Consider the following 25,913-nt stretch of genomic DNA (forward strand, 5'->3'; position numbering starts at 1 on the left):
CTCCCCGTCATTCCAGGTCATGGACACACTGCATTCTTCTGGGCGTCGGTCAGCAATACGCGCACGCCTGACCGGACATGAACCGATGCCCCCGTGGCGGCATCGTCGACGCGTGCGTCCAGGTTCCACACGGTGTTCCACCTGGCGCTGGAAAGACCGGGAAGACTGGCGCTGCTGGGCGTGGAGGAAGGCGCCGCGGTCACCCGCAGACAGGCAGGCGCGGCCATGGCGACCACGTAGTCCGTCCGGTTGTCGTTGTTGAGATCCACATTCAGGGATTCGGCAACCGGGGCGCTGGCGAAGGCCGAACTCATCACCCGTTCGATGGCCACGTTGGCGGCGGCGATCGCCTCGTTGCGGTTCTGCATGTTGCCCACCGCCTTGAGGTTGGAGCCGCTCAGGTTGAAGGCGCCGGTGACCATCAGGGTCATCAGCAGCATCATGATCAGCGCGACGATCAACGCCGCGCCGCGCTGCGCAGGGGCCGTATTCATGGCGTTGCCCTCCTGCCGGAGATGTTGTTCAGCCGCACCGTGGTGCTGAAGACGTGGCGCTTGTAGCTGTCCGTGAACGGCCCGTAGGTGACGCCGCCCAGGCTATAGGTCTTGCTCGAACTGTAGCCCGGCGTGGCGTCGCGGCTGCGGACCAGCACGTCGATCTTCGCGGCCACGGCATTCATCAGCTGATCCATGCTGCAGGGCACCGCTTCGGTGCATCGGACGAAGGCGCCATCGGGCGTTCCATCGCCGCGGTTGGTGGGAGATGTCCGGGTGGACTCGTCCGCCCAGGCCACCGCCGCGGTGTAGTCCACAGCCGCGCCGCTGTCGCTGACGTCGTCTATTCCCAGCGTCACGGCGAAGCCCTCGATGCCCTCGATCAGGGCTACCGCCGGCTGCTGCTGGTTTTCCGGGGTGGCGCCGGCGGAGGTGCCGAACTGCGAACGCATCAGGGTCGGTATCCCGTCGCCCGGGGTTACCGCGTAGTCCCGGATGTAATAGAGGTTGGCGACATAGCGCCGCTTTTCCGCAATGGTGGTGCAGTTGCGCCGCTGCAGGGTGAATCCGGTGGTGTCCAGGACGTAGGGCTCGGCGGTCTCGCTGTCGCAGAACGAGGCCTGGAAATACACCGGCCCGCTCACATCGGCCGCACAGTTCGCCGCCCCGGCTGCGCAGGTGTCGGCATGGCGCACCACCAGCACATCGGTGCCTTCCTTTCTGTCGGTGACGATCGCGCCACAGCCGGCCGGGACGCCCGCATAGACCTGCAGCGGGATGCCCAGCAGGTTGGTCCTGTCCTGCGCCGTCCAGGACGAGAAGACCTCGCAGGGGGCCGGTATGTCATCGGGCACGTCGCTGGGGATGTCGCTGGCGGTCAGGTCGTCGAACTGCGGGATATAGCCGTTCCAGAAGCCGGTATGCAGCAGGTCCGCCTGCACGACCTGGATGGCGAAGCGGCCGTTCTCGATCAGCGCGTTGGTCTTGGCCATTTCGTCGTTGGCGCGACTGAGATTCAGGTAGAGCGTCAGTACCGCCGACATGATCAGCAGGCTGATCACCGACGCCACCATCAGTTCGATCAGGCTCAGGCCCCGCTGCCGGCCGGCCGGCGCACCCGTCTGTCGGCGCTTCATAGCGGCGCCACCCGGACCATGGTGGTCACCACGCGCCGGCAGAGGTCGTTCACGCAGGCCGAACTGCCGTTGTACAGGCCGGCGCCACAGGCCACTCCGTCGGGCGGAGCGGAAATGGGCGTCATGCCCTGCCAGGCGATGGTGATCAGATAGGTGTCGCTGCCTACCGATTCGACGCAGCCGCGGCCGCCGATCATTGCCCCCAGCTTCTTGCTGGCAGCATCCACTTCGGCGGCGCCCTGCAGGGCACGGCACCACTCCGCGCTGTCGCTCTGCTGACGGGAGGCGCCATCGCTGCAGGTCGCGCCGACGCCAAGCGGCGAGGATGCGCCGGTCACATAGCTGGCCGCCGCGTTCGCGTTCGCCAGGATGCGATTGGACATGTCGTCCAGCAGGATCAGCGCCTGGGCGCGCTGGTAGGACTCGACGTCGGAAACCTGCATGCGCGACTGCAATTTCGCGAGGCCGAGCAGACCGATCAGCAAAATCACGATGGTGACCAGGACTTCGATCAGGCTGATGCCACGCTGTCGTGGTGAAACGGCCGAAGCGTCCATGATCACCACTTCCCGGTCGGCGTCTTCACGCCTTCGCTGGTGAGCGTCAGTGCGCCATCGCCGGCCTGCGCCCCGGTGGGCGTGAAGGTGATGGTGAAGGTCGGAACCGATCCCGAGCCCAGCGTGATGTCATAGCCGTAGTTGGCGGACACCTCGCTGGACAGCGCGTATCCGCCGCTTTCCAGCTCGCTCTTGCTGGCATAGGTCCGGTTGGCGAGAAGATATTGCTGCTGGCGGTTGGCAATATCCATCATCTCGGCCTGCGCGGCGGCGCGCTTGCCTCGGATCACGTATTGCTGGTAGCTCGGATAGGCCACCATCGCCAGAATCGCGACGATAGCGACGGCTATCATCAGCTCGATCAGGGTGAACCCCTTGCGATGCTTCGACATCAGTGCGCCTCACGGATGGCACATATAGTTCTTGTCGTCGCACTCGTTCTTCGAGCGGTGCAACTTTTATTTTAACGCTGCCCGAGGCAAGGCCCAGAAAACAGCTGTGGCTCACTGAGCCGTTCGGCAAGCACATTCATCCATATATCGGATCAGCCGCCAAACCTCGCGAACCTAGCATATGGCCAGACCTCCAGCCTTCTGCGGAGCTCTTTTTTTGAAAAGCGGGAGATACATCACACTCTACTGCGGCCTGCCAACCGGCCTTATATCCATAAAGGCGAGCGGGCGAAAAAGTTATCGATAAAACCTCTTGGCCCACCACCGATCCGGTGGAAGCGCTGTCATCGATACAAGCAGAAATGTGGGGATGGCGGCCGGAAGGAAGGCCCTGCGGCGTTGCCGCGAAGCCATGAATGGCCCGGAAACGAAAAAAGCCAGGACTATGCCTGGCTTTTTTCTTGCTGAACTTGCCAGCAATATATGGTGGGTCGTGTAGGATTCGAACCTACGACCAATTGGTTAAAAGCCAACTGCTCTACCGACTGAGCTAACGACCCATAAAGGTGGTCGGGGTAGAGAGATTCGAACTCCCGACATCCTGCTCCCAAAGCAGGCGCGCTACCGGACTGCGCTATACCCCGCTTGGAAGTTGGCTCCGCGACCTGGACTCGAACCAGGGACCCAGTGATTAACAGTCACTTGCTCTACCGACTGAGCTATCGCGGAACGACGAGCCTTCCAATCTCCTCTACGCTTCGGCTTTTGCCGAGTTCCCGTAGCTGAGGCGCGCCATTTTACGGTTCCCGAACCGCATGTCAACCCTCTGATCCAAAAAGTTTTTTCTTCCTTTGCAGGGGTGCTTGCACATTGCTATATCTCAATAGGATTCGCGAGAACTCTGCAGCGTGTTTCGGATTGATCACGGACAGGATCGCCAATGAGTAACAAGGACACGCCACCGCCATCGACCATCGCCAGTCGCGGCATACAGCCGCGCTTCGGCGAGCTCGTGCAGAACTGCAGGCAGCTGGCGATGAACCGCCTGGCCGAGCTGCTGGGCGAAGTCTTCGCCCAGGTCGACGACACGCTCTTCGAGTGCGCCGAGAAAGCCGAGAACAACCAGGTCCAGGCGCTGTTCTTCGACAGCATGCGCGAGATCCGACGCCAGCGGCCCACCCTGGAGCGCGCCTATCACCAGCGCATCGCCAAGGGGCTGGTGGACTTCCTCGAGGGCCGGCTTTCCTCCGGCGACGAGCTCGATGAACTGGACATCGACCAGCTGGCGCTGGTGGAGGCGGACGAGTACGAGGAAACCCTGCTGATCACCAACATGGTCAACCAGGTCAAGGCGCAGTGCGTGCAGGCGCTGTTCGCCCTCGAACAGCGCCTGGCCCTGCTCAACAACGGCTGCAAGCTCAGCGAGGACAACAACCCCTTCGGCCCCCAGGCGATCGCCCGCGCCTTCCGCGAAACCCTGGCGGAAAGCCCGTTCCCGCTGCGCGTCAAGACCGTGCTCTACGTGCTGTTCGACCAGCAGGTGATGCGCAAGCTCGGCCCCCTCTACGACCAGCTCAACCAGCGGCTGGTGCAGGCCGGGGTACTGCCCAACCTGAAGCACCGCCCGCAGCAGAGCGCCACGCGCCAGCCCGCCAACGGCTCCCGGGCTGCGCCTGCACCCGCCGGCGACGCCGAACGACCTTCCGCCCCGCCTTCCGGCCAGGGCATCGGCGATCTCGATCTTTCGCTGCTGCCGCCGAGCGATCCGGGCGCGCTCTACAGCGGCCTCGCCGCGCTGCTTACGGAATACCGCAGTGTGGAGACCAGCGACCTGCTGTTCGGCCACAGCCCGAGCATCGCCAGCTTCGACCCGGAAACGGCCACCAGGACCTACAGCGCCGACGAGCTACTGGATGCCCTCAACCAGCTGCAGAAGGAATCTGCCTTGGACCTGGCAAAACGCTTGCGCTTCCCGCAACCGGTAGACCAGTTGAAAGCCGAGCTGCATCGCCAGTTGGAGGCCGGCAGCGCGCATCCCGGCCAGAACCGGTTGACCGAGCAGGAAGCCGATGTGATCGACCTGGTCGGGATGGTCTTCGACTTCATCCTCGACGACCCCAACCTGCCGGACAGCTGCAAGACCGCCCTGTCCCACCTGCACACGCCCTATCTCAAGGTGGCGCTGCAGGACAAGGCGCTGTTCACCCAGCACCACCACCCGGCGCGCCGACTGCTCAACGCCATGGCCCAGGCCGGGGTGCTGTACGGCGGCGAAGGCGAGGAACGCAACCTGCTGGCGAAGATGCAATGGGTGGTCGAGCAGGTGATCCAGAATTTCACCGGCGATCTCGGCCTGTTCGACAACCTCATCGCCGAGTTCAACGAATACCTCGCCACCCTGCGGCAGAGGGTCGAACTTCGCGAACGCCGCGCCGTGGAAGCCGCGCGCGGCCGCGACCGCCTGCTTTCCGCCCGCGAGCACGCCCTTTCCGTGGTGCGCACGGCCATGCAGGGGCGCGAGTTGCCGGAGCTGGTCAGCAACTTCCTCGAACTGAGCTGGAGCGATGCGCTCACCTTCATCCTGCTGCGCAACGGCGAGCAGAGCCTGGAATGGAAGCGCGCCTGCGTCGCCTGCGAGCAACTGGTGTGGAGCGTCACGCCGCTGGACGCCGACGGCCGCGAGCATCTGCAAGGCATCCGCGCGGGCCTGCTGGAAGACCTGCGCCGCGGCCTGGAAGTCCTCGGCGGCTACCACGAGGACAGCATCCGCCGGCTGCTGCAGGACATAGTCGCCTGCCAGCAGGCCATCCAGGCGCGGCAGCCGCAACTCGCCGCCGACCTCAAGCCGGAACTTCCGGAAAGCCCGCTGGGCGCCATGCTCGGCGACGGCTTCGAATTCAGCGGGAAGGAAATCGAGGAGCAGCTTTCCGGCCGCGCCCGCGCCATCGTCAAGGAACTGGAGGGCATCGGCTTCGGCGCCTGGTTCGAATTCCACGACGCCACGCCACCGCGCCGGCTGAAGCTGTCCTGGTTCAGCCCGACCACCCACAACTACATGTTCGTCGACCACTCCGGACAGCGCGCGGCGATCAAACCGCTGCTGCAACTGGCGCTGGAGATGGAACGCGGGGAGGTGCGCCTGGTCGCCGAGGAACAGGACGCCCCGCTGATGGACCGGGCCATGAACGCCATCTACCGGATGCTGCAGCGCTTCGCCGGGCGGCCGCCGAAACACAGTTGAGGAGCAATGCATGGAAGAGCGTCGCCAGCGCAATCGGCAGGAAATCGATGTCACCGTGGATGTATTCGATCGCAACTCGGGACGCTATCTCGGCCGGCTGGCCAACCTTTCCCCGGACGGTTTCATGCTCTGCGGCAAGGAAGTGCCGCCGGTCGACTCCGTCTGGGATTGCCGCCTGGTACCGGCACCGCCGCTGAGCGACCTCGGCGAGATTCACTGCGGCGCCGACTGCCTGTGGACCCGCAGCGGACAGGACGGCCAGCTGGGCTGGGCCGGTTTCCACATCATCGACCTGGCGGAAGACCAGGCAGCGGCGCTGGAGGTGCTGCTGTCGCGGATCTGAGCGATTCGCCAGAAAGATCGCCAGCAAGCTGGCTCCTACAGGTTCGGCGTAGCGCTCATCCCTCGTGGATAACGCTGGCGCGTCATTCGCCCTACGTCGCAAATGAAAAAGCCCCGCAAACCGCGGGGCTTCTTCATTGTGGCAGGACCTCAGGCGAACACGATCTCGTCGCCTTCCACCCTGGCGTGGATCTTCGCCCCCGGATGGAACTTGCCGGCGAGGATCTGCTGCGCCAGCGGGTTCTCGATCCAGCGCTGGATCGCGCGCTTCAGCGGGCGCGCGCCATACACCGGGTCGAAACCGACGGCGATCAGCTTGTCCATCGCCTCCTCGGTCAGGTCCAGGCTGAGCTCGCGCTCGGCCAGGCGCTTGCGCAGGCGGCCCATCTGGATTTCGGCGATGCCGGCGATCTGGCTGCGGGCCAGCGGCTCGAACACCACCACCTCGTCGATCCGGTTGATGAACTCAGGACGGAAATGCACGTTCACCGCGTCCATCACCGCCGCGCGCTGGGCCTCGCGGTCGCCGACCAGTTCCTGGATCTGCGCCGAGCCGAGGTTGGAGGTCATCACCACCACGGTGTTGCGGAAGTCCACGGTGCGCCCGTGGCTGTCGGTCAGGCGGCCGTCCTCCAGCACCTGCAGGAGGATGTTGAACACGTCCGGGTGGGCTTTCTCCACCTCGTCCATCAGCACCACCGAGTACGGCTTGCGGCGCACGGCCTCGGTCAGGTAGCCGCCCTCCTCGTAGCCGACATAGCCCGGAGGCGCGCCGATCAGGCGGGCCACGGAGTGTTTCTCCATGAACTCGGACATGTCGATGCGCACCAGCGCTTCCTCGGTGTCGAAGAGGAACTCGGCCAGCGCCTTGCACAGCTCGGTCTTGCCCACCCCGGTCGGGCCGAGGAAGAGGAACGAGCCGCTCGGCCGGTTCGGGTCGGCGAGACCCGCGCGGGAACGGCGCACGGCGTTGGAGACCGCTACCACCGCCTCGTTCTGGCCGATGACGCGCCTGTGCAGTTCATCCTCCATGCGCAGCAGCTTCTCGCGCTCGCCTTCGAGCATCTTCGCCACCGGGATGCCGGTCCACTTGGACACGACCTCGGCGATTTCCTCGTCGGTCACCTTGTTGCGCAGCAGCTGCTTCTCGGCCTTGCCGTGCTGGTCGACCATCTGCAGGCTGCGTTCCAGGTCGGGAATGGTCTGGTACTGGATGCGCGCCATGCTCTCCAGGTCACCCTTGCGCCGCGCCGCTTCCATTTCCTGCTTGGCCTGCTCGATCTTCTGCTGGATCTGCGCGGAGCCCTGCACCTCGGCCTTCTCCGACTTCCAGATTTCCTCGAGGTCGGCGTACTCGCGCTCCAGCTTGACGATATCGTCCTCCAGCTTGGCCAGGCGCTTCTTCGCCGCCTCGTCCTCTTCCTTCTTCAGCGCCTCGCGCTCGATCTTCAGCTGGATCAGGCGGCGGTCCAGGCGGTCCAGCTCTTCCGGCTTGGAGTCGATTTCCATGCGGATGCGGCTGGCGGCCTCGTCGATCAGGTCGATGGCCTTGTCCGGCAACTGGCGGTCGGTGATGTAGCGGTGGCTGAGCTTGGCCGCGGCGATGATCGCGCCGTCGGTGATTGTCACGCCGTGGTGGACCTCGTAGCGCTCCTTCAGGCCACGGAGGATGGCGATGGTGTCTTCCTCGCTCGGCTCGTCCACCAGCACCTTCTGGAAGCGCCGCTCCAGCGCCGCGTCCTTCTCGATGTACTGGCGGTATTCGTCCAGGGTGGTGGCACCGACGCAGTGCAGCTCGCCGCGGGCCAGCGCGGGCTTGAGCATGTTGCCGGCGTCCATGGCGCCCTCGGCCTTGCCGGCGCCGACCATGGTGTGCAACTCGTCGATGAACAGGATGATCCGGCCTTCCTGCTTGGACAGCTCGTTGAGCACCGCCTTCAGGCGCTCCTCGAACTCGCCGCGGAACTTGGCGCCGGCGATCAGCGCGCCCATGTCCAGCGCCAGCAGGCGCTTGTCCTTCAGGCCGTCCGGCACCTCGCCGTTGACGATGCGCTGGGCCAGGCCCTCGACGATGGCGGTCTTGCCGACGCCGGGTTCGCCGATCAGCACCGGGTTGTTCTTGGTGCGCCGCTGCAGGACCTGCACGGTGCGGCGAATCTCGTCGTCACGGCCGATCACCGGGTCGAGCTTGCCCTCCTCGGCGCGTTTGGTCATGTCGACGGTGTACTTGTCCAGCGCCTGGCGCGATTCCTCGGCGTTCGGGTCGTTCACCGCCTCGCCGCCGCGCAGGTTGGCGATGGCGTTCTCCAGCGCCTTGCGGGTCACGCCCTGGCCGAGCAGCAGCTTGCCGAGGCGCGAGCTGTCGTCCATCGCGGCGAGCAGCACCAGCTCGCTGGAAATGAACTGGTCGCCCTTCTGCTGGGCCAGGCGGTCGGCCTGGTTGAGCAGGCGCGCCAGGTCCTGCGACAGGTTCACGTCGCCGGTGGGGCTCTGGATCTTCGGCAGCGCGTCCATCTCTTTATTCAGGGCGGTGCGCAGGCCGCCGACGTCGAAACCCACCTGCATCAGCAGCGGCTTGATCGAGCCGCCCTGCTGGTCGAGCAGCGCGGAGAGCAGGTGCACCGGCTCGATGGCCGGGTGGTCATGACCGACGGCCAGGGACTGGGCATCGGAGAGGGCAAGCTGCAGCTTGCTGGTCAAACGGTCTATTCGCATGGGGTCGTCCTTCCTATGTATGACAGGCCGGGCGATGAGTGCCCCTGATCAAGAAATAACCTGTCGGGATGCCAGTTAGATAAGGACGATTGTGGCCGCTTCAAGGCGTAGGACAATGATTCCGGTCAGAATGACCATTTCTGACACGTTTGCTCCGCACTTCTGTAGGAGCGCACCTGGGCGCGACCGGTCGCGGGCATGGCCCGCTCCTACACGGATGCCTGGCGCCATCGTTCCCACGCTCCTGCGTGGGAATGCAGCTCTCGACGCTCCCGCGTCGATGGGACGCGGAGCGTCCCCGGATGGGTTCCCACGCAGGAGCGTGGGAACCATATGGATGCTCTTGATGCTGGCCCTACATGGAGTCGCGCCGCCCCTGGATCGCCAGCAAGCTGGCTCCTACAGGTATGGCGTCAAGCGGACCATGAGCACCCGCCCTCACCAATGCAGAGATCAGCGCTCCAGCCAGACCAGACTGGCAAACCGCCCCGTACGCGCGCTGCGGCGGTAGGAGTAGAAACGCCCGGTATCGCTGAAGGTGCAGAAACCGCCGCCATACACCGCCTCGACGCCCCGCGCCGCCAGGCGGATGCGCGCCAGTTGGTAGATGTCGGCCATGTAGCGCCCTTCATTGCTGCTCGGACGGAACGCGGCGTCGGCCTGCGGATGGCTGGCAAGGAACGCCTCGCGCACTTCCGGGCCGACCTCGAAGGCCTGCGGGCCGATGGCCGGGCCGAGCCAGACCAGCACGTCCTCGGCAGGGACGGCCAGCGCATCCAGGGTCGCCTCCAGCACGCCGCCAGCCAGCCCGCGCCAGCCGGCATGAGCGGCGGCCACGCGAGTGCCGGCGCGGTCGCAGAACAGCGCCGGCAGGCAGTCGGCGGTCAGCACCGCGCTGGCGATGCCCGGGGTCGCGCTCCAGCTGGCGTCGGCTTCGGCCACCACGGAAGGATCGGCCTCGACCACCGCGATGCCATGCACCTGGCGCAGCCAGGCCGGCTCGCAATGCAGCGCGGCCGTCAGGCGCCGGCGGTTTTCCGAGACCGCCTGCGGATCGTCCTCGACATGGTCACCGAGATTCAGGCCGTCGAACGGCGGCAGGCTGACGCCCCCGGCCCGCGTGGTCATACAGGCACGGACGTTGGCCGGGGCCGGCCAGTCGGGTGTCAGCCAGTCGGTCATACGAAGGACTCGTTGTCCTGCCGCAACAGGCTGAGCAGCCAGGTGAAATCGTCCGGCAGCGGCGACTCCCACTTCATGCGCACGCCGGTGGCCGGGTGGTCCAGTTCGAGGAAGCGCGCATGCAGCGCCTGGCGGGGGAAGTCGCGCAGCGATTCGACCAGGGTCGGATTGGCCCCCGGCGGAATGCGGAAACGGCCGCCGTAGACCGGGTCGCCCACCAGCGGATAGCCGATGTGCGCCATGTGCACGCGGATCTGGTGGGTGCGGCCGGTTTCCAGCTTGACCCGGGTATGGGTGTGCGAGCGGAAGCGTTCCAGCACCCGGTAATGGCTGATCGCCTGCTTGCCGGTGGGAACCACCGCCATCTTCTGGCGCATCACGCCGTGGCGGCCCATCGGCGCATCGATCTTGCCGCCGGAGACGATCACGCCGACCACGATGGCCTCGTAGATGCGGCTCACCGAGCGCGCCTGCAGCTGGGCGACCAGGTTGGTGTGCGCCTCCAGGGTCTTGGCGACTACCATCAGGCCGGTGGTGTCCTTGTCCAGGCGGTGGACGATGCCGGCGCGCGGCACGTTGGCCAGTTCCGGCACGTGGTGCAGCAGGGCGTTGAGCATGGTGCCGTCCTGGTGGCCGGCCGCCGGGTGAACCACCAGCCCGGCGGGCTTGTCGATCACCAGGATCTGCTCGTCCTCGTAGACGATGTCCAGCCCGATGTCCTGGGCCTTCCACTCGCCCTGGACCTCCAGCTCCACGTCCAGCGCCAGGCGCGAGCCGGCATGCACGATGTCGCGCGGGCGCAGCACGGCGCCGTCGACGGTCAGGCGGCCGTCCTTGATCCAGCCGGCCAGACGCGAGCGGGAATGTTCGGAAAAGAGCTGTGCGGCGACCTGGTCGAGACGCTGGCCGCCCAGCTCGAAGGGCACTTCGGCCGCGAGTTGGATGCTATCGGACATATGGGGCACGGAGGGCGCGCAACCTTTTTGTTTCGGCTACGCGCTGTGGTTAAATACGGGACTTTGTTCCAGGGAGGCCCCCTGGGGCGCCAATCATAACAGACGACCGCGGCCACGACAGCCGACCGTCCAGGGATGCAAGCCGCCATGCAAGTGAAACACCTGCTGCTGATCGCCACGCTCGCCTTCGTCACCGCCTGTTCCTCCAAGGGCGACAAGGTCGACGAGAACCTGAGCGAGAGCCAGCTGTACCAGCAGGCGCAGGAAGACCTGAACAACAAGAGCTACACCAACGCCGTCAGCAAGCTGAAGGCGCTGGAATCCCGCTATCCGTTCGGCCGCTATGCCGAGCAGGCGCAGCTGGAACTGATCTACGCCAACTACAAGAACATGGAGCCCGAGGCCGCGCGTTCCGCCGCCGAGCGCTTCATCCGCCTGCACCCGCAGCACCCCAACGTCGACTACGCCTACTACATGAAGGGCATGTCCTCGTTCACCCAGGACCGCGGTCTGATGGCGCGCTTCCTGCCGCTGGACATGACCAAGCGCGACCCGGGCGCCGCCCGCGACTCGTTCAACGAGTTCGCCCAGCTCACCAGCCGCTTCCCCAACAGCCGCTACGCCCCGGACGCCAAGGCGCGCATGATCTACCTGCGCAACCTGCTGGCCGCCTACGAGGTGCACGTCGGCCACTACTACCTGACGCGCAAGGCCTACGTCGCCGCCGCCAACCGTGGCCGCTACGTGGTGGAAAACTTCCAGGAGACCCCGGCGGTCGGCGATGGCCTGGCGATCATGGTCGAGGCCTACCAGCGCCTGGGCCTGAACGACCTGGCCGACAGCAGCCTGCAGACCCTCAAGCTGAACTACCCGGACAACCCCAGCCTGCAGGACGGCCAGTTCGTGCCGCGCGAGGACGAGGAAGACCAGCGCTCCTGGCTGGCCAAGGCCACCCTGGGCTTCATCGAGTCCGACGCACCGCCGCCGGAGCATGTGGAAACCCAGGCCAGCCGCGACGTCATCCGCCAGTACGAGGACGCCGTGCAGCAACTGCCGCCGGAACTGAAGCAGGATGCCCAGGCCGACGAGCCGGAAGAAGCGCCGGCCGAGGAAGACGGCCAGCCGCGCCGCTCCTGGTGGAGCCGCCTGACCTTCGGCCTGTTCGACTGACACGCCGCAACGCACGAACGAGGGAGGCCACGGCCTCCCTTTTTCATTCCCGCTTTCTGCAAGCGCAGCGGCGACGGAAACAGCCCACAACTCCGTCAGATCACTCCTGTGTTCAACGTGCCGGCTTCGATACACTGATGTTCTCGATACGGGAAAGGGAAAGTCATGCTCCGACTGCTGTTCTGGATCGCCCTGGGTGCCTTCATCTACTGGCTCTGGCGCCGGGCCATCCGGCCGAAGCCCCCGGCGTCGCGCGGCGACGAAAGCGCCGAACCGATGGTGCGCTGCGCCCAGTGCGGCGTGCACGTTCCCCGTACCCAGGCGCTGCAGCACGAGCAGCGCTGGTACTGCAGCCGCGCCCATCTCGAGCAGGACCACGCCAACCGTGGGCAGTGAAAGCATCCCGCTCGCCGGCCAGTACGGGCGGCACATCCTCCGCCTCTACCACCTGTACCGCCTGAGCGTCGGCCTGCTGCTGGTCCTGCTGATCTCCAGCAATCTCGACGACGACCTGCTCAACCCCAGCTACACGCAGCTGTTCCATGTCGGCTGCTGGTTCTACCTGATCGTCAACATCCTCATCGCCGTGCTGATGCCGGGCCCGCAGCAGATGCTGCCGATCCTGATGCTGGCGCTGATGGACGTGCTGATGCTCAGCGCGCTGTTCTATTCCGCCGGCGGCGTCCCCAGCGGGGTCGGCAACCTGATGGTGGTCGCGGTGGCGATCGCCAACGTGCTGCTGCGCGGACGCATCGGCCTGCTGGTGGCCGCGGTGGCGAGCATCGGGCTGATCTACCTGACCTTCTATCTCAGCCTCAGCCTGCCCACCTCGATGAACTACTACGTGCAGGCGGGCGGACTCGGCGCCATGTGCTTCGCCGCGGCCCTGCTGATCCAGGCCCTCGCCCGGCGCCAGCACTTCACCGAGACCCTGGCCGAACAGCGCGCCACCACGGTGGCCAATCTCGAAGAACTCAACGCCCTGATCCTGCAGCGCATGCGCACCGGCATCCTGGTGCTGGACAGCGACCAGCGCGTATTGCTGGCCAACCAGAGCGCCAGCGCGCTGCTCGGCATCAGCGAACTGGCCGGCAGGCCCATCGCCCAGAGCAGCCAGGGGATGCTGTACTGCCTGCAGCAATGGCTGCACAACCCGACCCTGCGCCCGCCGAGCCTGCAGGCGCCGGAAAGCGGCCTGACCCTGCAGCCGAGCTTCATCCCGCTGCACCGCGGCGACGAGCAGCACATCCTGGTGTTCATCGAGGACATCTCGCAGATCGCCCAGCAGGCCCAGCAGCTCAAGCTGGCGGCCCTGGGGCGGCTGACCGCGGGGATCGCCCACGAGATCCGCAACCCGCTCGGCGCCATCAGCCATGCCGCGCAGCTTCTGGAGGAATCCGAGGACCTGCAGGGACCCGACCAGCGCCTGGTGCAGATCATCCAGGACCAGTCGCGACGGATGAACCTGGTGATCGAGAACGTCCTGCAGCTTTCCCGCCGCCGCCAGGCCGAACCGCAGCTGCTCGACCTCAAGTACTGGCTGCATCGCTTCGTCGGCGAACTGCGCGAAAACCTGCGCAACGACCAGCGCATCCACCTCCAGACCACCACCGGCAGCATCCAGACCCGCATGGACCCGAACCAGCTGAACCAGGTGCTGACCAACCTGGTGCAGAACGGCCTGCGCTACAGCGCGCAGAAGCACGGCAGCGGGCAGGTCTGGATGAAGCTGTCGCGCGACAGCGAGACCGACCTGCCGGTGCTGGAAATCCTCGACGACGGCCCCGGCATCGCCGCCGAGCAGCAAGGCAAGCTGTTCGAGCCGTTCTTCACCACGGAAACCAAGGGTACCGGCCTGGGGCTGTATATTTCCCGTGAGCTGTGCGAGAGCAACCAGGCCCGTATCGACTACAAGCCGCGCGACGAAGGGGGCAGCTGCTTCCGTATCATCTTCGCCCACCCGCGCAAACTCAGCTGACAGAAGCCGCAAAGAGCATGAGCCGCCAGAAAGCCCTTATCGTCGACGACGAACCGGATATCCGCGAACTGCTGGAAATCACCCTCGGCCGCATGAAGCTGGACACCCGCAGCGCGCGCAACGTCAAGGAAGCCAGGGAATACCTGGCGCGCGAACCCTTCGACCTGTGCCTGACCGACATGCGCCTGCCCGACGGCACCGGCCTGGAACTGGTGCAGCACATCCAGCAGCGCCATCCACAGGTGCCGGTGGCGATGATCACCGCCTTCGGCAGCCTGGACACCGCGGTCAACGCGCTCAAGGCCGGCGCCTTCGACTTCGTCACCAAGCCGGTCGACCTCGGCCGCCTGCGCGAGCTGGTCGGCACCGCGCTGCGCCTGCGCTCGCCGGACGCCGCCGAAGCGCCCATCGACAACCGCCTGCTCGGCGACTCGCCACCGATGCGGGTGATGCGCAACCAGATCGCCAAGCTGGCGCGCAGCCAGGCGCCGGTCTACATCAGCGGCGAATCCGGCAGCGGCAAGGAGCTGGTGGCGCGGCTGATCCACGAACAGGGCCCGCGCAAGGACGACGCCTTCGTCCCGGTGAACTGCGGGGCGATTCCATCCGAACTGATGGAGAGCGAGTTCTTCGGCCACCGCAAGGGCAGCTTCACCGGCGCCGTGGAAGACAAGCAGGGCCTGTTCCAGGCCGCCAACGGCGGCACCCTGTTCCTCGACGAGGTGGCCGACCTGCCGCTGCCGATGCAGGTCAAGCTGCTCCGCGCCATCCAGGAAAAGGCCGTGCGCGCGGTGGGCGGCCAGCAGGAAGTGGCGGTCGACGTGCGCATCCTCTGCGCGACCCACAAGGACCTCGCCGCCGAAGTCGCCGCCGGACGCTTCCGCCAGGACCTGTACTACCGGCTGAACGTCATCGAACTGCGCGTCCCGCCCCTGCGCGAGCGCCGCGAGGACATAGTCCCGCTCACCGAAAGCGTGCTCCGGCGCCTGGCCAGCGACAGCGGCCTGGCAGCGGCGCGGATCAGCGCCGATGCACTGGAAAAGCTGAAGAACTACCGCTTCCCCGGCAACGTGCGCGAACTGGAGAACATGCTGGAGCGCGCCTACACGCTGTGCGAGGACGACCTGATCCAGCCCCACGACCTGCGCCTGGCCGAAACCGGCACCGTCGAGGCCAGCGGCCAGGCATCCCTGGCGCAGATCGACAATCTCGAGGACTACCTCGAGGACATCGAGCGCAAGCTGATCATGCAGGCCCTGGAGGAAACCCGCTGGAACCGCACCGCCGCCGCCCAGCGCCTGGGCCTCACCTTCCGCTCGATGCGCTATCGGCTGAAGAAGCTGGGGATCGATTGAGGCGGCGGATGGCGGATAACGCTGGCGCGTTATGCGCCCTACGAAGCCCCGACCTGTAGGAGCGAGCGTGCCGGAGCGGCGACGAACCGGCGTAGCGCATGCCCCTGTAGGAGCGGGCCATGCCCGCGAAACCCGGCCACTCCAATACATGAGATCGTGCCATCGTTCCCACGCTCCCGCGTGGGAACGCCTCCATGGACGCTCCTGTGTCCGTACACGGAGCGTGGAGGCAACCAGCTCTAAATCCGCCCCTCCGGCGCATAAAGCTGCGGATCGATGATCGCCTCGCGCCCCAGCATCAGGTCCGCCAGCAACCGGCAGGAAGCCGGCGCCAGCACCAGGCCGTTGCGGTAGTGCCCGGTGTTCAGCCACAGCCCGGCGAACCCGGGCACCGGCCCGATGAACGGAATCCCCTCCGGCGACCCCGGCCGCAACCCGGCCCAGTGGCGGATCGGCTGCTGCCCGGACAGGGCCGGCAACAGCTCTTCCGCGGAAGCACGCAGGCTGGCCAGCGCTTCATCGGTAGGCGTCTTGTCGAAACCGGCATGCTCCAGCGTGCTGCCCACCAGGATGTGGCCGTCGCGGCGCGGGATGGCGTAGCGTCCCTTTGCCAGCACCATGCTGGACAGGAAATCCTCGGCGCACTTGTAGAGGATCATCTGCCCCTTCACCGGCTCCACCGGCAGCGACAGTCCCAGCCGGGCCAGCAACTCGCCGCTCCAGGCGCCGGCGGCCAGCACCACGGACTCCGCCCGCAACTCGCCCTCGGCGGTACGCACGCCCTCGATCCGCCCCGGCGCGCCGAGGAAATCCAGCACCTCGCAGTTCTCCCGCAGGGTGACATTGGGCAGACGGCGCAAGGCTTCCCGCAGCGACCTGGCCAGGCGCGGATTGCGCACATTGGCCACATCCGGCATGTGCACGGCGCGCGAGAAACCCTCGCCCAGCACCGGCACCGCCTGCCTGACCGCGGCGATATCCACCTCGTGCAAGGGACGCCCGTTGGCCCGGGCCCACTCCAGCGCCTCGGCCTGATCGTCCAGGTCCAGCCAGTACAGCCCGGTGACATGCACCTCGGGATCGACGCCGGTCTCCTCCAGCAGACGCTGTCCCAGCTGTGGATAGAAATCCTGCGACCAGTGCGCCAGGCTCGCCACGGCCCGGCCATAGCGCCAGGGATAGAGCGGCGACACGATCCCGCCCCCCGCCCAGGATGCCTCCCGCCCGGTTTCGCCACGCTCCACCAGCGTGACCCCGACTCCTTCCTGCGCCAGCGACCAGGCACTCAACAGCCCGATCACACCCCCGCCAACCACAATCACATCCGGCATGCCGCACACCTTCTGGCCAAAAGAAACGCCGGCGACACTATACCGGCCTCCCCTCCCCCTGCCCAATCGCAGGCGCGGAACAGGCCCATGGCAATTCCGGATTGCGCCTACAAGCCCCCGTGCAGACTTCTCGGCGCATGTCCGCACACCCCGCCGATACTGTCCCGACCGCCATCGATCAAGGAACGATCATGTCCAGGACACACGGCTTCAGCCTGGTCGAGCTGCTCGTCACGCTCAGCCTCCTCGCCATCGCCCTCTCCTTCGCCGCCCCCGCCTTCAGCGAACTGGTCGCCGCCCAGCGAACCCGGATCGCCCTGCACGACCTCACCGAAGCCCTCCTCCAGGCCCGCGCAACCGCAATCACCACCGGCAAGCCGATCAGCCTCGCCGCCACCGGCAGCGCCTGGGCGAATGGCTGGACGCTGTTCGTCGACAGCAACAACGACGGCATCCGCCAGCCGCACGAACGACTGATCAGCGTCCACGAGGCCCTGGAAGGCATCGAGATCAGACCCGACTCCACCTCGCGCAAATACATCCACTACATCCCCCGCGGCAGCAGCATCCAGCAGAACGGCGCCTTCCACGCCGGCAACCTGGTCATCTGCGGCAAAAGCCAGCGGAGCTACAAGATCGTCATCAACCGCGTCGGCAGAATCCGCTACGAAAGCGCAGCCAGCGCAACCCTGTGCCCACGCTGACCAGCGCACAGACACTTCGCGAAGCGGTTCACAGAAGCGGCCGGACGACGACCGGACATCGTCCTATCGGCAACGATCATCCATAGAAAAAGGACATTTCCCACAAGAAAAGGCAGCATTACCTCTATCCAAAGTGTGAGGAATGCGTCTATGCGGCGTCCTGTGAAGTCGACAGGATTCACCCTGATCGAGTTGATGGTCGTAATCGCGATCGTCGCCATCCTGGCGTCGGTAAGCGCACCGAACTTCCGCAACCTGATCCTCGACAACCGCCTGAGCAACACCACCAACCTGATGCTCGGCATGCTGCAACTCGCCCGCAGCGAAGCGGTCATGCAGCGCACCACCATCAGCGTCTGCGCGGCGAACGACGCCAAGAGCGCCTGCGCCGACAGCACCAACTGGAGCAACGGTGCGTTGTTGATGAGCGGCAGCACCGTCCTGAAGGTGATAAACCCGGTCAGCACCGAGGTGACCATCACCAGCTCGGCCAGCAAGGTCGAGTACCAGCCCGACGGCACCACCACGGCGGGCACCATTTCGATCAGCGACGCACGTCCGGCGTCCCGCCAGATCAAGATCAACGCCATCGGACAGGCGTGCAGCGGAAGCGCCTGCTCATGAGAACCAGACCAGCGAACCGTGGTTTCACCCTGATCGAAGTGCTGATCGCCCTGGTCATCCTCGCGGTCGGCCTGCTCGGCATGGCTTCCCTCATGATGAGCAGCCTGCAATCGAGTCAGGGCGCCTATCTGCGCAGCCAGGCCAGTCTGCTCGCCTTCGACATCGTCGAACGCATGCGGGCAAATCATGCACAGGCTATTAGCACAAACGACTACACCCTCGCCGAGAACGCCACAGGGTCCACCGATCCGAACTGCAAGACATCCGGCTGCAATCCGGCACAGCAGGCGCAGCAGGATCTCCACGACTGGCGGGCAGCGCTTGCCGACGGCATCCCCGGGGCCAAGGCGAGTATCACTCGCACGCCCCCAAACGAGTACGAAATAACCATTTCCTGGGAAGAGACGGGAACAGCACTGAAAAAGTCTGACGAGACGGAGATTTCTCCATCCTTCAGCCTGAGGGTCGACCTATGAAGCGGCAGCAACAGGGTCTGTCCCTGATCGAACTGATGATCGCCATACTCATCAGCTCGTTGTTATTGCTCGGTGTAATTCAGCTCTTCGGCAACACGAGCACTTCCGATCGCACCAATACTGCAATGGCCAGAATCCAGGAGAGTGGCCGGATTGCCCTGGAGATCATCGGAGCCGACGCTCGCCGGGCCGGCTATCAGGGATGCAGCTCTGCCGCAAACAAGACCACTATCGGCAGTTTGACCTTTCCTGCCGATGCCCTGGCCGCCACGGAAAACAGCGTAACTTTCCGCTACGCCACCGCGGCCAATACCGGCACCCTGTTCGGCGCCAACAAGACGTGCGACGACGACGCGCTCTATTTGAACAATGTGACCTACAGCAGTTGCCCCAGCGGGGGCGTGCAACATATCTGCAAGAGCGTCAATGGCGGCACTGCTACCGCAGTGCTGGACAATGCGGAAATCACCTCCATCAGCTTCGGGGTGCCCAGTGGCGGAGTTACGCAGTGGAAGGACAGCGAGGATATTTCGTCCACTGATCTGGCATTGGCCCACGCAGTAAGACTCACGCTGACCGTTACCGACTCGCGCAATGAAGTATCGCGCGAATTTTCCAGCACCTATGAACTCAGGAATCGCCTCTGATGAACCTACGCGCCCACCAGAACGGTATGGCCCTGCTCGTCAGTCTGGTATTGCTGCTATTGCTGACCATCATCGCCATAACTGCCGCCAACCAGTCATCGCTGCAGGAGCGCATGGCGGCCAACAGCCAACAGCAGACCATTGCATTCCAGGCCGCAGAAAGCGGCATCCAGGGCTGGCTTGCCGAATACGAAAGCAACCCGCGCATCGAACCCATCAGCGCCGCAAAGGAACTGACCGCGACGGCTCCCTATGAAGCAAGCGCGCCCCAACCCGGCACCTGTTTCGACGTGGTTCCGTCCTACTCGCTGAATGCGGCTGACGATAGCGGTTCATTCCAATACGCCTGTTTCGATATCCAAAGTACCGGCAAGTCCTGTGTCGACAGCAACTGTGCTGACGAAGACAACCCGGCGCGCGCCAGGCACCTCCAGGGCCATCTGGTTCGCTACTGAATTCAAGGACACGAAATCATCATGAAAGCGCCAAGCTTCCTGTGCAGCGCCTTTGCCTCCGCCCTCGCCACAGCGACGATTCTGTACAGCGGCATCAGTTATGCCGACGACACGGAAATCTTCTTCGGCGGCTCTACCATCGACGCAGGCATTCGGCCCAATGTGCTGTTCATTCTCGACGATTCCGGGTCGATGAACGACAACAAGACTCCGACTCGCATGGCGCAGTTGAAGAGCGCATTCAACACCATCATTCACAGCGCCGGCAGCATCAATGTGGGAGTCATGGCGCTCAATACCAAATCGGGCGGATCACGCCTGCTGTCCCCGGTCCGCCCGATCGACGAGTCCATCAACGTCAAGCTATCCAGCCCGGTACTTCTGGCCAGCGGCGACGATGCCAGTTATTTCAGCAGCGGCACTACGAACATCAACGATCCTACTCTGGTGATGGGGTATACGGGCAACAATGAAGGTGTTACGCGCTCGCTTGGGTTCAAGACCACCTATTCGGCGGAAAACACGTCCTACTATGTAGTAAGAAGCAATAGTACCGACTATGCCTGCTCCTCCAAGATCGCCGATAAGGGAAATGTATGCCCCACCGGACTCAAGGCGACTATCAACTCAAACAAAGACAGTGGTAACGACGGGATTCTGTTGTTCCGAAATCTGAATATCCCTGCTGGTGTCAGCATCCAGTCTGCGAAACTGGTTATAACCCGTGCCACCACCGGTACTGTCAGATCATTCTCGGTAAAGATAGAAAATACAAAAACGGCAGCCGCCTTCAATAACGACGACGTCATCGGCAGTGAGCGGAATTATGGAAATTCCGACCTGAACATTTCTTCAGTCACTCCGAGCCTGAATGGGGAAGAGCTTACCTTCGACCTCAAGAACCAGCTCCAGAAGTTGAAAGACCTGTCCCCTGCCGCCAACCCCATTGGCGATATTTCCGTGCGTCTGCGCGGCACTGGCAGCAATAATTATTCCTGGTATCTCGGCGACGGCACAGAGACATCTCCGGAAATCACGCCCCGCCTGGAAATCACCTGGACGGGCAGCGAAAGCACGAACCGCACCACAGGCCTGCGCTTCCAGAATGTCGCCATTCCCAAGGACGCGATCATCACTTCCGCACGCATCGACTTCGTACCGGCCGCCTCGGACGATCGCCCGGTAACCTTCAGCGTCACGGCACAGAACAGCTCGGACGCGAACATCTTTACTGCAGATGCCACCAACTTCACCGGCCGCCCCAAGACGGCGAACAGTTCCACCTGGACACCCGCCGAATGGCGCACAACCAAGCCCCAGGTCTATGTGGAAGGCCCGACCGTCACAGCCCTGGTACAGACTGTCGTCAACAACAACGATTGGTGCGGCAACAACTCCATGGCCTTCTTCATTACTCCCACAGCGGGAAGCGGAAACCGTACGGCCTTCAGCGTCGATGCCGCCAAGGATCTCCAACCCGTACTCAACGTCAAGTATGAAGGCGGTGACGAAGGATGCCTGGACCCGATCCTCGACATATCGGTAGTCGACAACAAGGATGATGGATATCAGGAGAGTACTTCTCAGGGGGAGAGAACTCCCAACCTGACCTCGACCTCTCTCTCCTTCAGCAATGACTATATCGTCAGTCGTTACCAGAGAGTTCCCGTCAAGCAAGGCGCGACAGTAAAAGAGGCGCAGATAATAGTCACGCCCAACAATGCCAACTCCGGCACGGCAACGGTCAACTTCCATGACATCGACAACTCTCCAGAGCTCAATACCAATAACCGTAATCTGAGCGATCGATTCCCAGGTAGTGGCGGAGCCAGTTGCAGTTTCCCGTCTGGCACGGCGGGAATCCCTGTCACCTGCTCGGCCGCAGGAATAAAAACACAACTACAAGCGATCTTCTCCCGCCCGGGATGGAGCGACGGCAATGCGCTGAGCCTGCTGCTCAAACCCTCCAGCGGCAGCCTGGCGCTCAAATCGCGGGACAGTGGCGCAGGCAACAGCATCGTTCTCCGCGTCAAGCTTGCTTCCGGCGGCCTGGGTGCAAACAGCTACACGGTCCGTGACTACACGGATGGCATCGTACAAAGCCTGTCGGCCGACGGTAATACGCCCATCGTCCCCGCCCTGCACGAAGCCGCAGGCTATCTGACCCGTGCGACGGGCAAGCATGTCGGCACCGTCCCCAGCCCCATCACCAGTTCCTGCCAGGCCAACTACCTGGTCCTGCTGACCGACGGCGAAGCCAACAATGGCCGGAACTCGACGGAAGGTGGCCCAGCCCGAACCAACATCGCGAGCATGACTGGCAGGACATGTACGGGCGACGCCAGCGACACTGACGAGCAGTGCGGCCGGACTCTGGTCACATGGCTGGCAACGGAAGACCAGGCCGATTACGACGGCCTCAATACGGTTACTACCCATACCATCGGTTTCAACACCAGCAACAACGCCCAGGCCACCAGTTTCCTGAACAGCCTGGCCACATTGGGAGGCGGCAAGGCGTACTCGGCGGAAAACGCCGGCGAACTTGCCAGTGCGTTCGACGATATCGTCCAGGCGGCTCTGGCGACCAATACGACGTTCGTGAATACCAGCGCGCCAGTGAACACCTTCAACCGCGCGGACAACCGGGATGAGCTTTACTTCGCCCTCTTCCGTCCGTCCGAATCGGATCGCTGGGTCGGCAACCTCAAACGCTATCGCCTGGCGACTCAGGATGGCGTCGCCACTATCGTCGACGCCGACGATGCCCCTGCCATCGATGCCAATACCGGCTTCTTCAAGACCAGCGCGCGCAGCTTCTGGAGCGCTACCCAGGATGGCAGCGACGTTGCCAAGGGGGGCGCCGCCTTCAACCTGCCAACCCCGGCCAATCGCAAACTGTTCACCTACCTTGGCGATTCGCCGGCAGGCACCTCCGCGGCGCTGGAGAATCTGGTAGGCAATGACAACATTACCGCTACCAGACTTGGCGACAGCACCATGACCACGGTCGAGCGTGCCGCCCTGATCGAATACATCAGCGGGGTGGATACTGACGAAAGCGGCAACAAGCGGAACCGCCAGGCTCTCGGCGACCCTATCCACTCGTCTCCACGCCTGGTTACCTATGGCTGCAACGCCTTCACCGACGGAGAGTGCACAGACCCGGACCTGAGCGCCTTCCTCGGTACCAATGAAGGCTTCATCCATGCCTTCAACACCAATAACGGTGCGGAGCAATTCGCCTTCATGCCCGAGGCCTTGCTGCGGAACATCAGGCAGCTCAGGAACAACGCAAAATCCACTGCGAACAAACCACGCCTGTATGGCATGGACAACACCGTGACTGTCTGGGTGAACGATGCCAACAACAACGGTGTCATCTATGGCGATCCCAGCACCGACACCACGACCGGCCTGAACACCAACGAGTTCGTCTACGCCTATGCCACCATGGGTCGGGGTGGGCGCAATATCTATGCGCTGGATGTCACCGATCGCAGTGCGCCGCGCATGCTGTGGCAGATACTCGGTGGCACGACCCCCGGCTTCGAGAAGCTGGGCCAGACCTGGTCCACGCCGGTCAAGACCCGGATCAGGGTAGGCGACACCATCAGGGACGTACTGATCTTCGGCGGCGGATACGACGAGGACCAGGATGATCTCAACATTTCCACCAGCGTGTATGCGGAAGATGACATCGGCAACGCCATCTATATCGTCGATGCCAGGACCGGGGAAAAGCTCTGGTCCGCCAGCAACGGCGCGGGCCATGACAAGACGCTGGAGAAGATGAAGTTCAGCATTCCCAGCAGCGTGCGGGTGATCGATATCCAGCAGAACGAGGCTGGAGCCCTGGTTACGGACCCCGACAAACTGGCGGACCAGTTCTTCGTCGGCGACATGGGCGGACAGGTATGGCGGTTCTACATAAACAATGGCAGCACAGGTGCCGCGCTGGTAACGCCTGGGGGGACCACTGGCGACGGAGTCTTCGCCAGCATCGGCGGCACCACGCCAGCCACGGCGAGGCGCTTCTACAACGAGCCGGACGTGGCATTGCTGAATGTCGGTGGAAGCCGTGTTCTCACCGTCAATATCGGGAGCGGATACCGTGGGCATCCTCTCAACGAATTCATCGAGGATCGCTTCTACTCGTTCCGCACCACCACGCTGTTCAAGACCACCGGTGAAGGAACCCTGACAGAAACCGGCATGTACGACGCCACCCAGAACCTTCTGCAAGCTGGGGACGACTCGCAAAAGACTACCGCCAACACGGCGTTCCAGAGAACCTCGGGCGGCTGGTTCATCACCCTGACCAACTCGGGAGAAAAGGTACTTTCGCGTTCATTGACCGCCAGTGGAACACTGTTCTTCAACACCTACGAACCCAGCACAAGCACGACAGCCTGTAGTGCGGCAGTGGGAAAGAACCGTTCCTATGCCGTGCGTCTGCTCGATGCCACGCCCGCCTCGATAGAAGCGGGTGGCGACGGGACTCCCAGCGATCGTGCGCAACTCAGTAATAGCGGCGGCATTTCCGGCGACCCGCAACTGTTCTGTACCGGCGACAATTGCTGGATATTGCCGGACCCGGCAATCGACCCTGTGCGGGCAGAAAGTCCACCGCTTGGAAAAACATACTGGATAGACAGCCCCGACGCCGACTGAGCGGGGGGAACAGAAGAAAGGCGGGGTCTACCTGCCTTTCCAAACGATGCCAAGAGTCAGAACCACATGGAAAGACAGACCGGTTTTACGCTGCTCGAACTGATGATCACGGTAGTGATCGTCGGCATACTCGCCGCCATCGCCATACCGAGTTACCAATCCTACGTCCGCCGCTCCGCCTGCGAGGACGCCAAGGCGGTGCTGGTCGGCGCGGCCAATGTGATGGAGCGCTTCCGCGCGCAGAACAACACCTACGAAGACGCATCGCTGGGCGCCTACGACGCCAGCCCGGTCGATGGCGCCAGCAAGCAGACGGACATCGCAATCAGCGCTTCCACCGCCACCACCTACACGCTGACAGCGACGCCTCGTGATAGCGGCCTGCTCAAGGGCAAGGGCACCCTGACCCTGGATTCCACCGGTGCACGCGGCGGCACTGGCGCGCTGGCCAACGCCTGGGACAGTTGCAGCGGTATCTGAAAACGAAAAAGCCCGATCGACCGATCGGGCTTTTTCATTACCGGGGCAGGCTCAGACCGCCTTCACCCGCAGTTCCTTCGGCATCGAGAAGGTGATGTTCTCTTCCCGGCCATCCAGCTCGACTTCCGGCTTCGCGCCCCATTTGCGCAGTTGTTCGATCACGCCGCGCACCAGCACTTCCGGGGCGGAGGCGCCGGCGGTGATGCCGATGCTGCGCACGCCGTCGAACCACTCGCGGCGCATGTCTTCGGCGCCGTCGATCAGGTAGCCGGGGGTGCCCATGCGTTCGGCCAGTTCGCGCAGGCGGTTGGAGTTGGAGCTGTTCGGGCTGCCCACCACCAGCACCAGGTCGCACTGGTCGGCCAGTTCCTTCACCGCGTCCTGGCGGTTCTGGGTGGCATAGCAGATGTCGTTCTTGCGCGGGCCTTTGATGTGCGGGAACTTGGCGCGCAGGGCGTCGATCACCTTGGAGGTGTCGTCCATCGACAGGGTAGTCTGGGTCACGTAGTGCAGCTTCTCGGGGTTGCGTACCTCGAGGGCGGCGACGTCTTCCTCGTCTTCAACCAGGTAGATGTCGCCGCCATTGGCCGTGTTGTACTGGCCCATGGTGCCTTCCACTTCCGGGTGACCTTCGTGGCCGATGAGGATGCACTCGTCGCCGTCGCGGCTGTAGCGCACCACTTCCATGTGCACCTTGGTCACCAGCGGGCAGGTGGCGTCGAACACCTTGAGGCCGCGGTTCTCGGCCTCCGTGCGTACCGCCTGGGACACGCCATGGGCGCTGAAGATGACGATGGTGTCGTCCGGCACCTGGTCCAGCTCTTCGACGAAGATGGCGCCACGGTTGCGCAGGTTCTCCACCACGAACTTGTTGTGCACCACTTCATGGCGCACGTAGATCGGCGGGCCGAACACGTCCAGCGCGCGGTTGACGATCTCGATCGCGCGGTCGACGCCGGCGCAGAAGCCGCGGGGGTTGGCGAGTTTGATTTGCATGGCGGGGA

Annotated in this window: 22 protein-coding genes and 3 tRNA genes; 13 read left to right on the plus strand and 12 right to left on the minus strand. The window is 64.0% G+C overall.

Going from position 1 to position 25,913, the window contains the following annotated elements:
• Nucleotides 1-17 precede the first annotated feature (17 nt).
• From BLR75_RS20650 to BLR75_RS20680, 7 genes are all read right to left on the minus strand, one after another.
• Nucleotides 18-494: a PilX N-terminal domain-containing pilus assembly protein gene (locus BLR75_RS20650; RefSeq protein ID WP_084313592.1), complete on the minus strand. Its 477-nt coding sequence runs from the start codon at nt 492-494 to the stop codon at nt 18-20.
• On the minus strand, nt 491-1,630 hold the full coding sequence (locus BLR75_RS20655) for a PilW family protein (protein ID WP_084313590.1): 1,140 nt from the start codon (nt 1,628-1,630) through the stop codon (nt 491-493). Before BLR75_RS20655 ends, BLR75_RS20650 begins: the two co-directional genes overlap by 4 nt.
• Nucleotides 1,627-2,187 (minus strand): type IV pilus modification protein PilV, encoded by a 561-nt coding sequence (pilV, locus tag BLR75_RS20660; protein ID WP_174688577.1) that lies wholly within the window; start codon nt 2,185-2,187, stop codon nt 1,627-1,629. Before pilV (BLR75_RS20660) ends, BLR75_RS20655 begins: the two co-directional genes overlap by 4 nt.
• 2 nt (nt 2,188-2,189) lie before the next feature.
• A complete protein-coding gene (locus tag BLR75_RS20665) occupies nt 2,190-2,579 on the minus strand; it encodes a type IV pilin protein (protein WP_084313588.1) in 390 nt (129 codons plus the stop codon).
• A 484-nt stretch (nt 2,580-3,063) separates the two neighbouring features.
• Nucleotides 3,064-3,139: transfer RNA gene (locus BLR75_RS20670), tRNA-Lys, on the minus strand.
• Nucleotides 3,140-3,146: 7 nt separating this feature from the next.
• Nucleotides 3,147-3,223, minus strand: a tRNA-Pro gene (locus BLR75_RS20675).
• 9 nt (nt 3,224-3,232) lie between these two features.
• Nucleotides 3,233-3,308 (minus strand) — tRNA-Asn (locus tag BLR75_RS20680).
• A 211-nt stretch (nt 3,309-3,519) separates the two neighbouring features.
• Here BLR75_RS20680 and BLR75_RS20685 point away from each other — a divergent pair.
• Nucleotides 3,520-5,820: a DUF1631 domain-containing protein gene (locus tag BLR75_RS20685; protein WP_084313586.1), complete on the plus strand. Its 2,301-nt coding sequence runs from the start codon at nt 3,520-3,522 to the stop codon at nt 5,818-5,820.
• Nucleotides 5,821-5,830: 10 nt separating this feature from the next.
• Entirely contained in the window at nt 5,831-6,163 is a 333-nt protein-coding gene (locus tag BLR75_RS20690; RefSeq protein WP_084313585.1) for a PilZ domain-containing protein, read from the plus strand.
• 149 nt (nt 6,164-6,312) lie between these two features.
• Here BLR75_RS20690 and clpB read toward each other — a convergent pair whose 3' ends face one another.
• The 3 genes from clpB to rluD all read right to left on the minus strand — a co-directional run bounded on the left by clpB (nt 6,313) and on the right by rluD (nt 11,015).
• Nucleotides 6,313-8,877, minus strand: coding sequence for an ATP-dependent chaperone ClpB (gene clpB / locus BLR75_RS20695; protein ID WP_084313583.1), 2,565 nt, complete (start codon nt 8,875-8,877; stop codon nt 6,313-6,315).
• A gap of 453 nt (nt 8,878-9,330) precedes the next feature.
• Nucleotides 9,331-10,059, minus strand: coding sequence for a peptidoglycan editing factor PgeF (gene pgeF, locus BLR75_RS20700; RefSeq protein WP_084313581.1), 729 nt, complete (start codon nt 10,057-10,059; stop codon nt 9,331-9,333).
• Entirely contained in the window at nt 10,056-11,015 is a 960-nt protein-coding gene (gene rluD, locus BLR75_RS20705) for a 23S rRNA pseudouridine(1911/1915/1917) synthase RluD (RefSeq protein WP_084313579.1), read from the minus strand. Before rluD ends, pgeF begins: the two co-directional genes overlap by 4 nt.
• 147 nt (nt 11,016-11,162) lie before the next feature.
• On the opposite strand from rluD, the gene BLR75_RS20710 reads away from it, so the two are divergent.
• From BLR75_RS20710 to BLR75_RS20725, 4 genes are all read left to right on the plus strand, one after another.
• Nucleotides 11,163-12,185 (plus strand): outer membrane protein assembly factor BamD, encoded by a 1,023-nt coding sequence (locus tag BLR75_RS20710; protein WP_084313578.1) that lies wholly within the window; start codon nt 11,163-11,165, stop codon nt 12,183-12,185.
• A gap of 165 nt (nt 12,186-12,350) precedes the next feature.
• Entirely contained in the window at nt 12,351-12,581 is a 231-nt protein-coding gene (locus BLR75_RS20715; RefSeq protein ID WP_084313577.1) for a PP0621 family protein, read from the plus strand.
• Nucleotides 12,571-14,163, plus strand: a complete 1,593-nt coding sequence (locus BLR75_RS20720) for a sensor histidine kinase (protein ID WP_084313575.1) — start codon at nt 12,571-12,573, stop codon at nt 14,161-14,163. The genes BLR75_RS20715 and BLR75_RS20720 overlap by 11 nt, the downstream gene beginning before the upstream one ends.
• Before the next feature lie 17 nt (nt 14,164-14,180).
• Entirely contained in the window at nt 14,181-15,518 is a 1,338-nt protein-coding gene (locus BLR75_RS20725) for a sigma-54-dependent transcriptional regulator (RefSeq protein ID WP_084313573.1), read from the plus strand.
• A gap of 239 nt (nt 15,519-15,757) precedes the next feature.
• Here the strand turns inward: BLR75_RS20725 and thiO are convergent, their stop codons facing one another.
• Nucleotides 15,758-16,849 (minus strand): glycine oxidase ThiO, encoded by a 1,092-nt coding sequence (gene thiO, locus BLR75_RS20730; RefSeq protein ID WP_084313571.1) that lies wholly within the window; start codon nt 16,847-16,849, stop codon nt 15,758-15,760.
• Between the two features lie 191 nt (nt 16,850-17,040).
• On the opposite strand from thiO, the gene BLR75_RS20735 reads away from it, so the two are divergent.
• From BLR75_RS20735 to BLR75_RS20765, 7 genes are all read left to right on the plus strand, one after another.
• Nucleotides 17,041-17,553 carry a GspH/FimT family pseudopilin gene (locus tag BLR75_RS20735; RefSeq protein WP_084313569.1) on the plus strand — a complete coding sequence of 171 codons (513 nt, stop codon included), beginning with the start codon at nt 17,041-17,043 and terminating at the stop codon, nt 17,551-17,553.
• Between the two features lie 150 nt (nt 17,554-17,703).
• The gene (locus BLR75_RS27225; protein ID WP_084313567.1) at nt 17,704-18,177 is read left to right on the plus strand and encodes a GspH/FimT family pseudopilin; all 474 of its coding nucleotides are present in this window, start codon (nt 17,704-17,706) and stop codon (nt 18,175-18,177) included.
• Entirely contained in the window at nt 18,174-18,653 is a 480-nt protein-coding gene (pilV, locus tag BLR75_RS20745) for a type IV pilus modification protein PilV (protein ID WP_084313565.1), read from the plus strand. Before BLR75_RS27225 ends, pilV (BLR75_RS20745) begins: the two co-directional genes overlap by 4 nt.
• Nucleotides 18,650-19,300, plus strand: a complete 651-nt coding sequence (locus BLR75_RS20750) for a PilW family protein (protein WP_084313563.1) — start codon at nt 18,650-18,652, stop codon at nt 19,298-19,300. The genes pilV (BLR75_RS20745) and BLR75_RS20750 overlap by 4 nt, the downstream gene beginning before the upstream one ends.
• The gene (locus BLR75_RS20755) at nt 19,300-19,755 is read left to right on the plus strand and encodes a pilus assembly PilX family protein (RefSeq protein WP_084313561.1); all 456 of its coding nucleotides are present in this window, start codon (nt 19,300-19,302) and stop codon (nt 19,753-19,755) included. Before BLR75_RS20750 ends, BLR75_RS20755 begins: the two co-directional genes overlap by 1 nt.
• A 21-nt stretch (nt 19,756-19,776) precedes the next feature.
• Nucleotides 19,777-24,429, plus strand: a complete 4,653-nt coding sequence (locus BLR75_RS20760; protein WP_084313559.1) for a PilC/PilY family type IV pilus protein — start codon at nt 19,777-19,779, stop codon at nt 24,427-24,429.
• A gap of 66 nt (nt 24,430-24,495) precedes the next feature.
• Complete coding sequence (locus BLR75_RS20765) at nt 24,496-24,909, plus strand: type IV pilin protein (RefSeq protein ID WP_084313557.1); 414 nt, start codon at nt 24,496-24,498, stop codon at nt 24,907-24,909.
• A 51-nt stretch (nt 24,910-24,960) separates the two neighbouring features.
• Here BLR75_RS20765 and ispH read toward each other — a convergent pair whose 3' ends face one another.
• Nucleotides 24,961-25,905 (minus strand): 4-hydroxy-3-methylbut-2-enyl diphosphate reductase, encoded by a 945-nt coding sequence (ispH, locus tag BLR75_RS20770; protein ID WP_084313555.1) that lies wholly within the window; start codon nt 25,903-25,905, stop codon nt 24,961-24,963.
• Nucleotides 25,906-25,913 lie beyond the last annotated feature (8 nt).

Source organism: Pseudomonas jinjuensis, from assembly GCF_900103845.1.
Classification (GTDB): Bacteria; Pseudomonadota; Gammaproteobacteria; order Pseudomonadales; family Pseudomonadaceae; genus Pseudomonas; species Pseudomonas jinjuensis.

Excerpts from the sequence above, each read along its gene's own strand:
- pgeF (WP_084313581.1), bottom strand. The coding sequence starts at position 10,059 with ATGACCGACTGGCTGACACCCGACTGGCCGGCCCCGGCCAACGTCCGT.
- BLR75_RS20750 (WP_084313563.1), top strand. The coding sequence starts at position 18,650 with ATGAAGCGGCAGCAACAGGGTCTGTCCCTGATCGAACTGATGATCGCC.
- BLR75_RS27225 (WP_084313567.1), top strand. The coding sequence starts at position 17,704 with ATGCGGCGTCCTGTGAAGTCGACAGGATTCACCCTGATCGAGTTGATG.
- BLR75_RS20760 (WP_084313559.1), top strand. The coding sequence starts at position 19,777 with ATGAAAGCGCCAAGCTTCCTGTGCAGCGCCTTTGCCTCCGCCCTCGCC.
- pilV (WP_174688577.1), bottom strand. The coding sequence starts at position 2,187 with ATGGACGCTTCGGCCGTTTCACCACGACAGCGTGGCATCAGCCTGATC.
- BLR75_RS20710 (WP_084313578.1), top strand. The coding sequence starts at position 11,163 with ATGCAAGTGAAACACCTGCTGCTGATCGCCACGCTCGCCTTCGTCACC.
- BLR75_RS20685 (WP_084313586.1), top strand. The coding sequence starts at position 3,520 with ATGAGTAACAAGGACACGCCACCGCCATCGACCATCGCCAGTCGCGGC.
- BLR75_RS20715 (WP_084313577.1), top strand. The coding sequence starts at position 12,351 with ATGCTCCGACTGCTGTTCTGGATCGCCCTGGGTGCCTTCATCTACTGG.
- rluD (WP_084313579.1), bottom strand. The coding sequence starts at position 11,015 with ATGTCCGATAGCATCCAACTCGCGGCCGAAGTGCCCTTCGAGCTGGGC.
- BLR75_RS20665 (WP_084313588.1), bottom strand. The coding sequence starts at position 2,579 with ATGTCGAAGCATCGCAAGGGGTTCACCCTGATCGAGCTGATGATAGCC.
- BLR75_RS20655 (WP_084313590.1), bottom strand. The coding sequence starts at position 1,630 with ATGAAGCGCCGACAGACGGGTGCGCCGGCCGGCCGGCAGCGGGGCCTG.
- clpB (WP_084313583.1), bottom strand. The coding sequence starts at position 8,877 with ATGCGAATAGACCGTTTGACCAGCAAGCTGCAGCTTGCCCTCTCCGAT.
- ispH (WP_084313555.1), bottom strand. The coding sequence starts at position 25,905 with ATGCAAATCAAACTCGCCAACCCCCGCGGCTTCTGCGCCGGCGTCGAC.
- BLR75_RS20690 (WP_084313585.1), top strand. The coding sequence starts at position 5,831 with ATGGAAGAGCGTCGCCAGCGCAATCGGCAGGAAATCGATGTCACCGTG.
- pilV (WP_084313565.1), top strand. The coding sequence starts at position 18,174 with ATGAGAACCAGACCAGCGAACCGTGGTTTCACCCTGATCGAAGTGCTG.
- thiO (WP_084313571.1), bottom strand. The coding sequence starts at position 16,849 with ATGCCGGATGTGATTGTGGTTGGCGGGGGTGTGATCGGGCTGTTGAGT.
- BLR75_RS20755 (WP_084313561.1), top strand. The coding sequence starts at position 19,300 with ATGAACCTACGCGCCCACCAGAACGGTATGGCCCTGCTCGTCAGTCTG.
- BLR75_RS20765 (WP_084313557.1), top strand. The coding sequence starts at position 24,496 with ATGGAAAGACAGACCGGTTTTACGCTGCTCGAACTGATGATCACGGTA.
- BLR75_RS20725 (WP_084313573.1), top strand. The coding sequence starts at position 14,181 with ATGAGCCGCCAGAAAGCCCTTATCGTCGACGACGAACCGGATATCCGC.
- BLR75_RS20735 (WP_084313569.1), top strand. The coding sequence starts at position 17,041 with ATGTCCAGGACACACGGCTTCAGCCTGGTCGAGCTGCTCGTCACGCTC.
- BLR75_RS20650 (WP_084313592.1), bottom strand. The coding sequence starts at position 494 with ATGAATACGGCCCCTGCGCAGCGCGGCGCGGCGTTGATCGTCGCGCTG.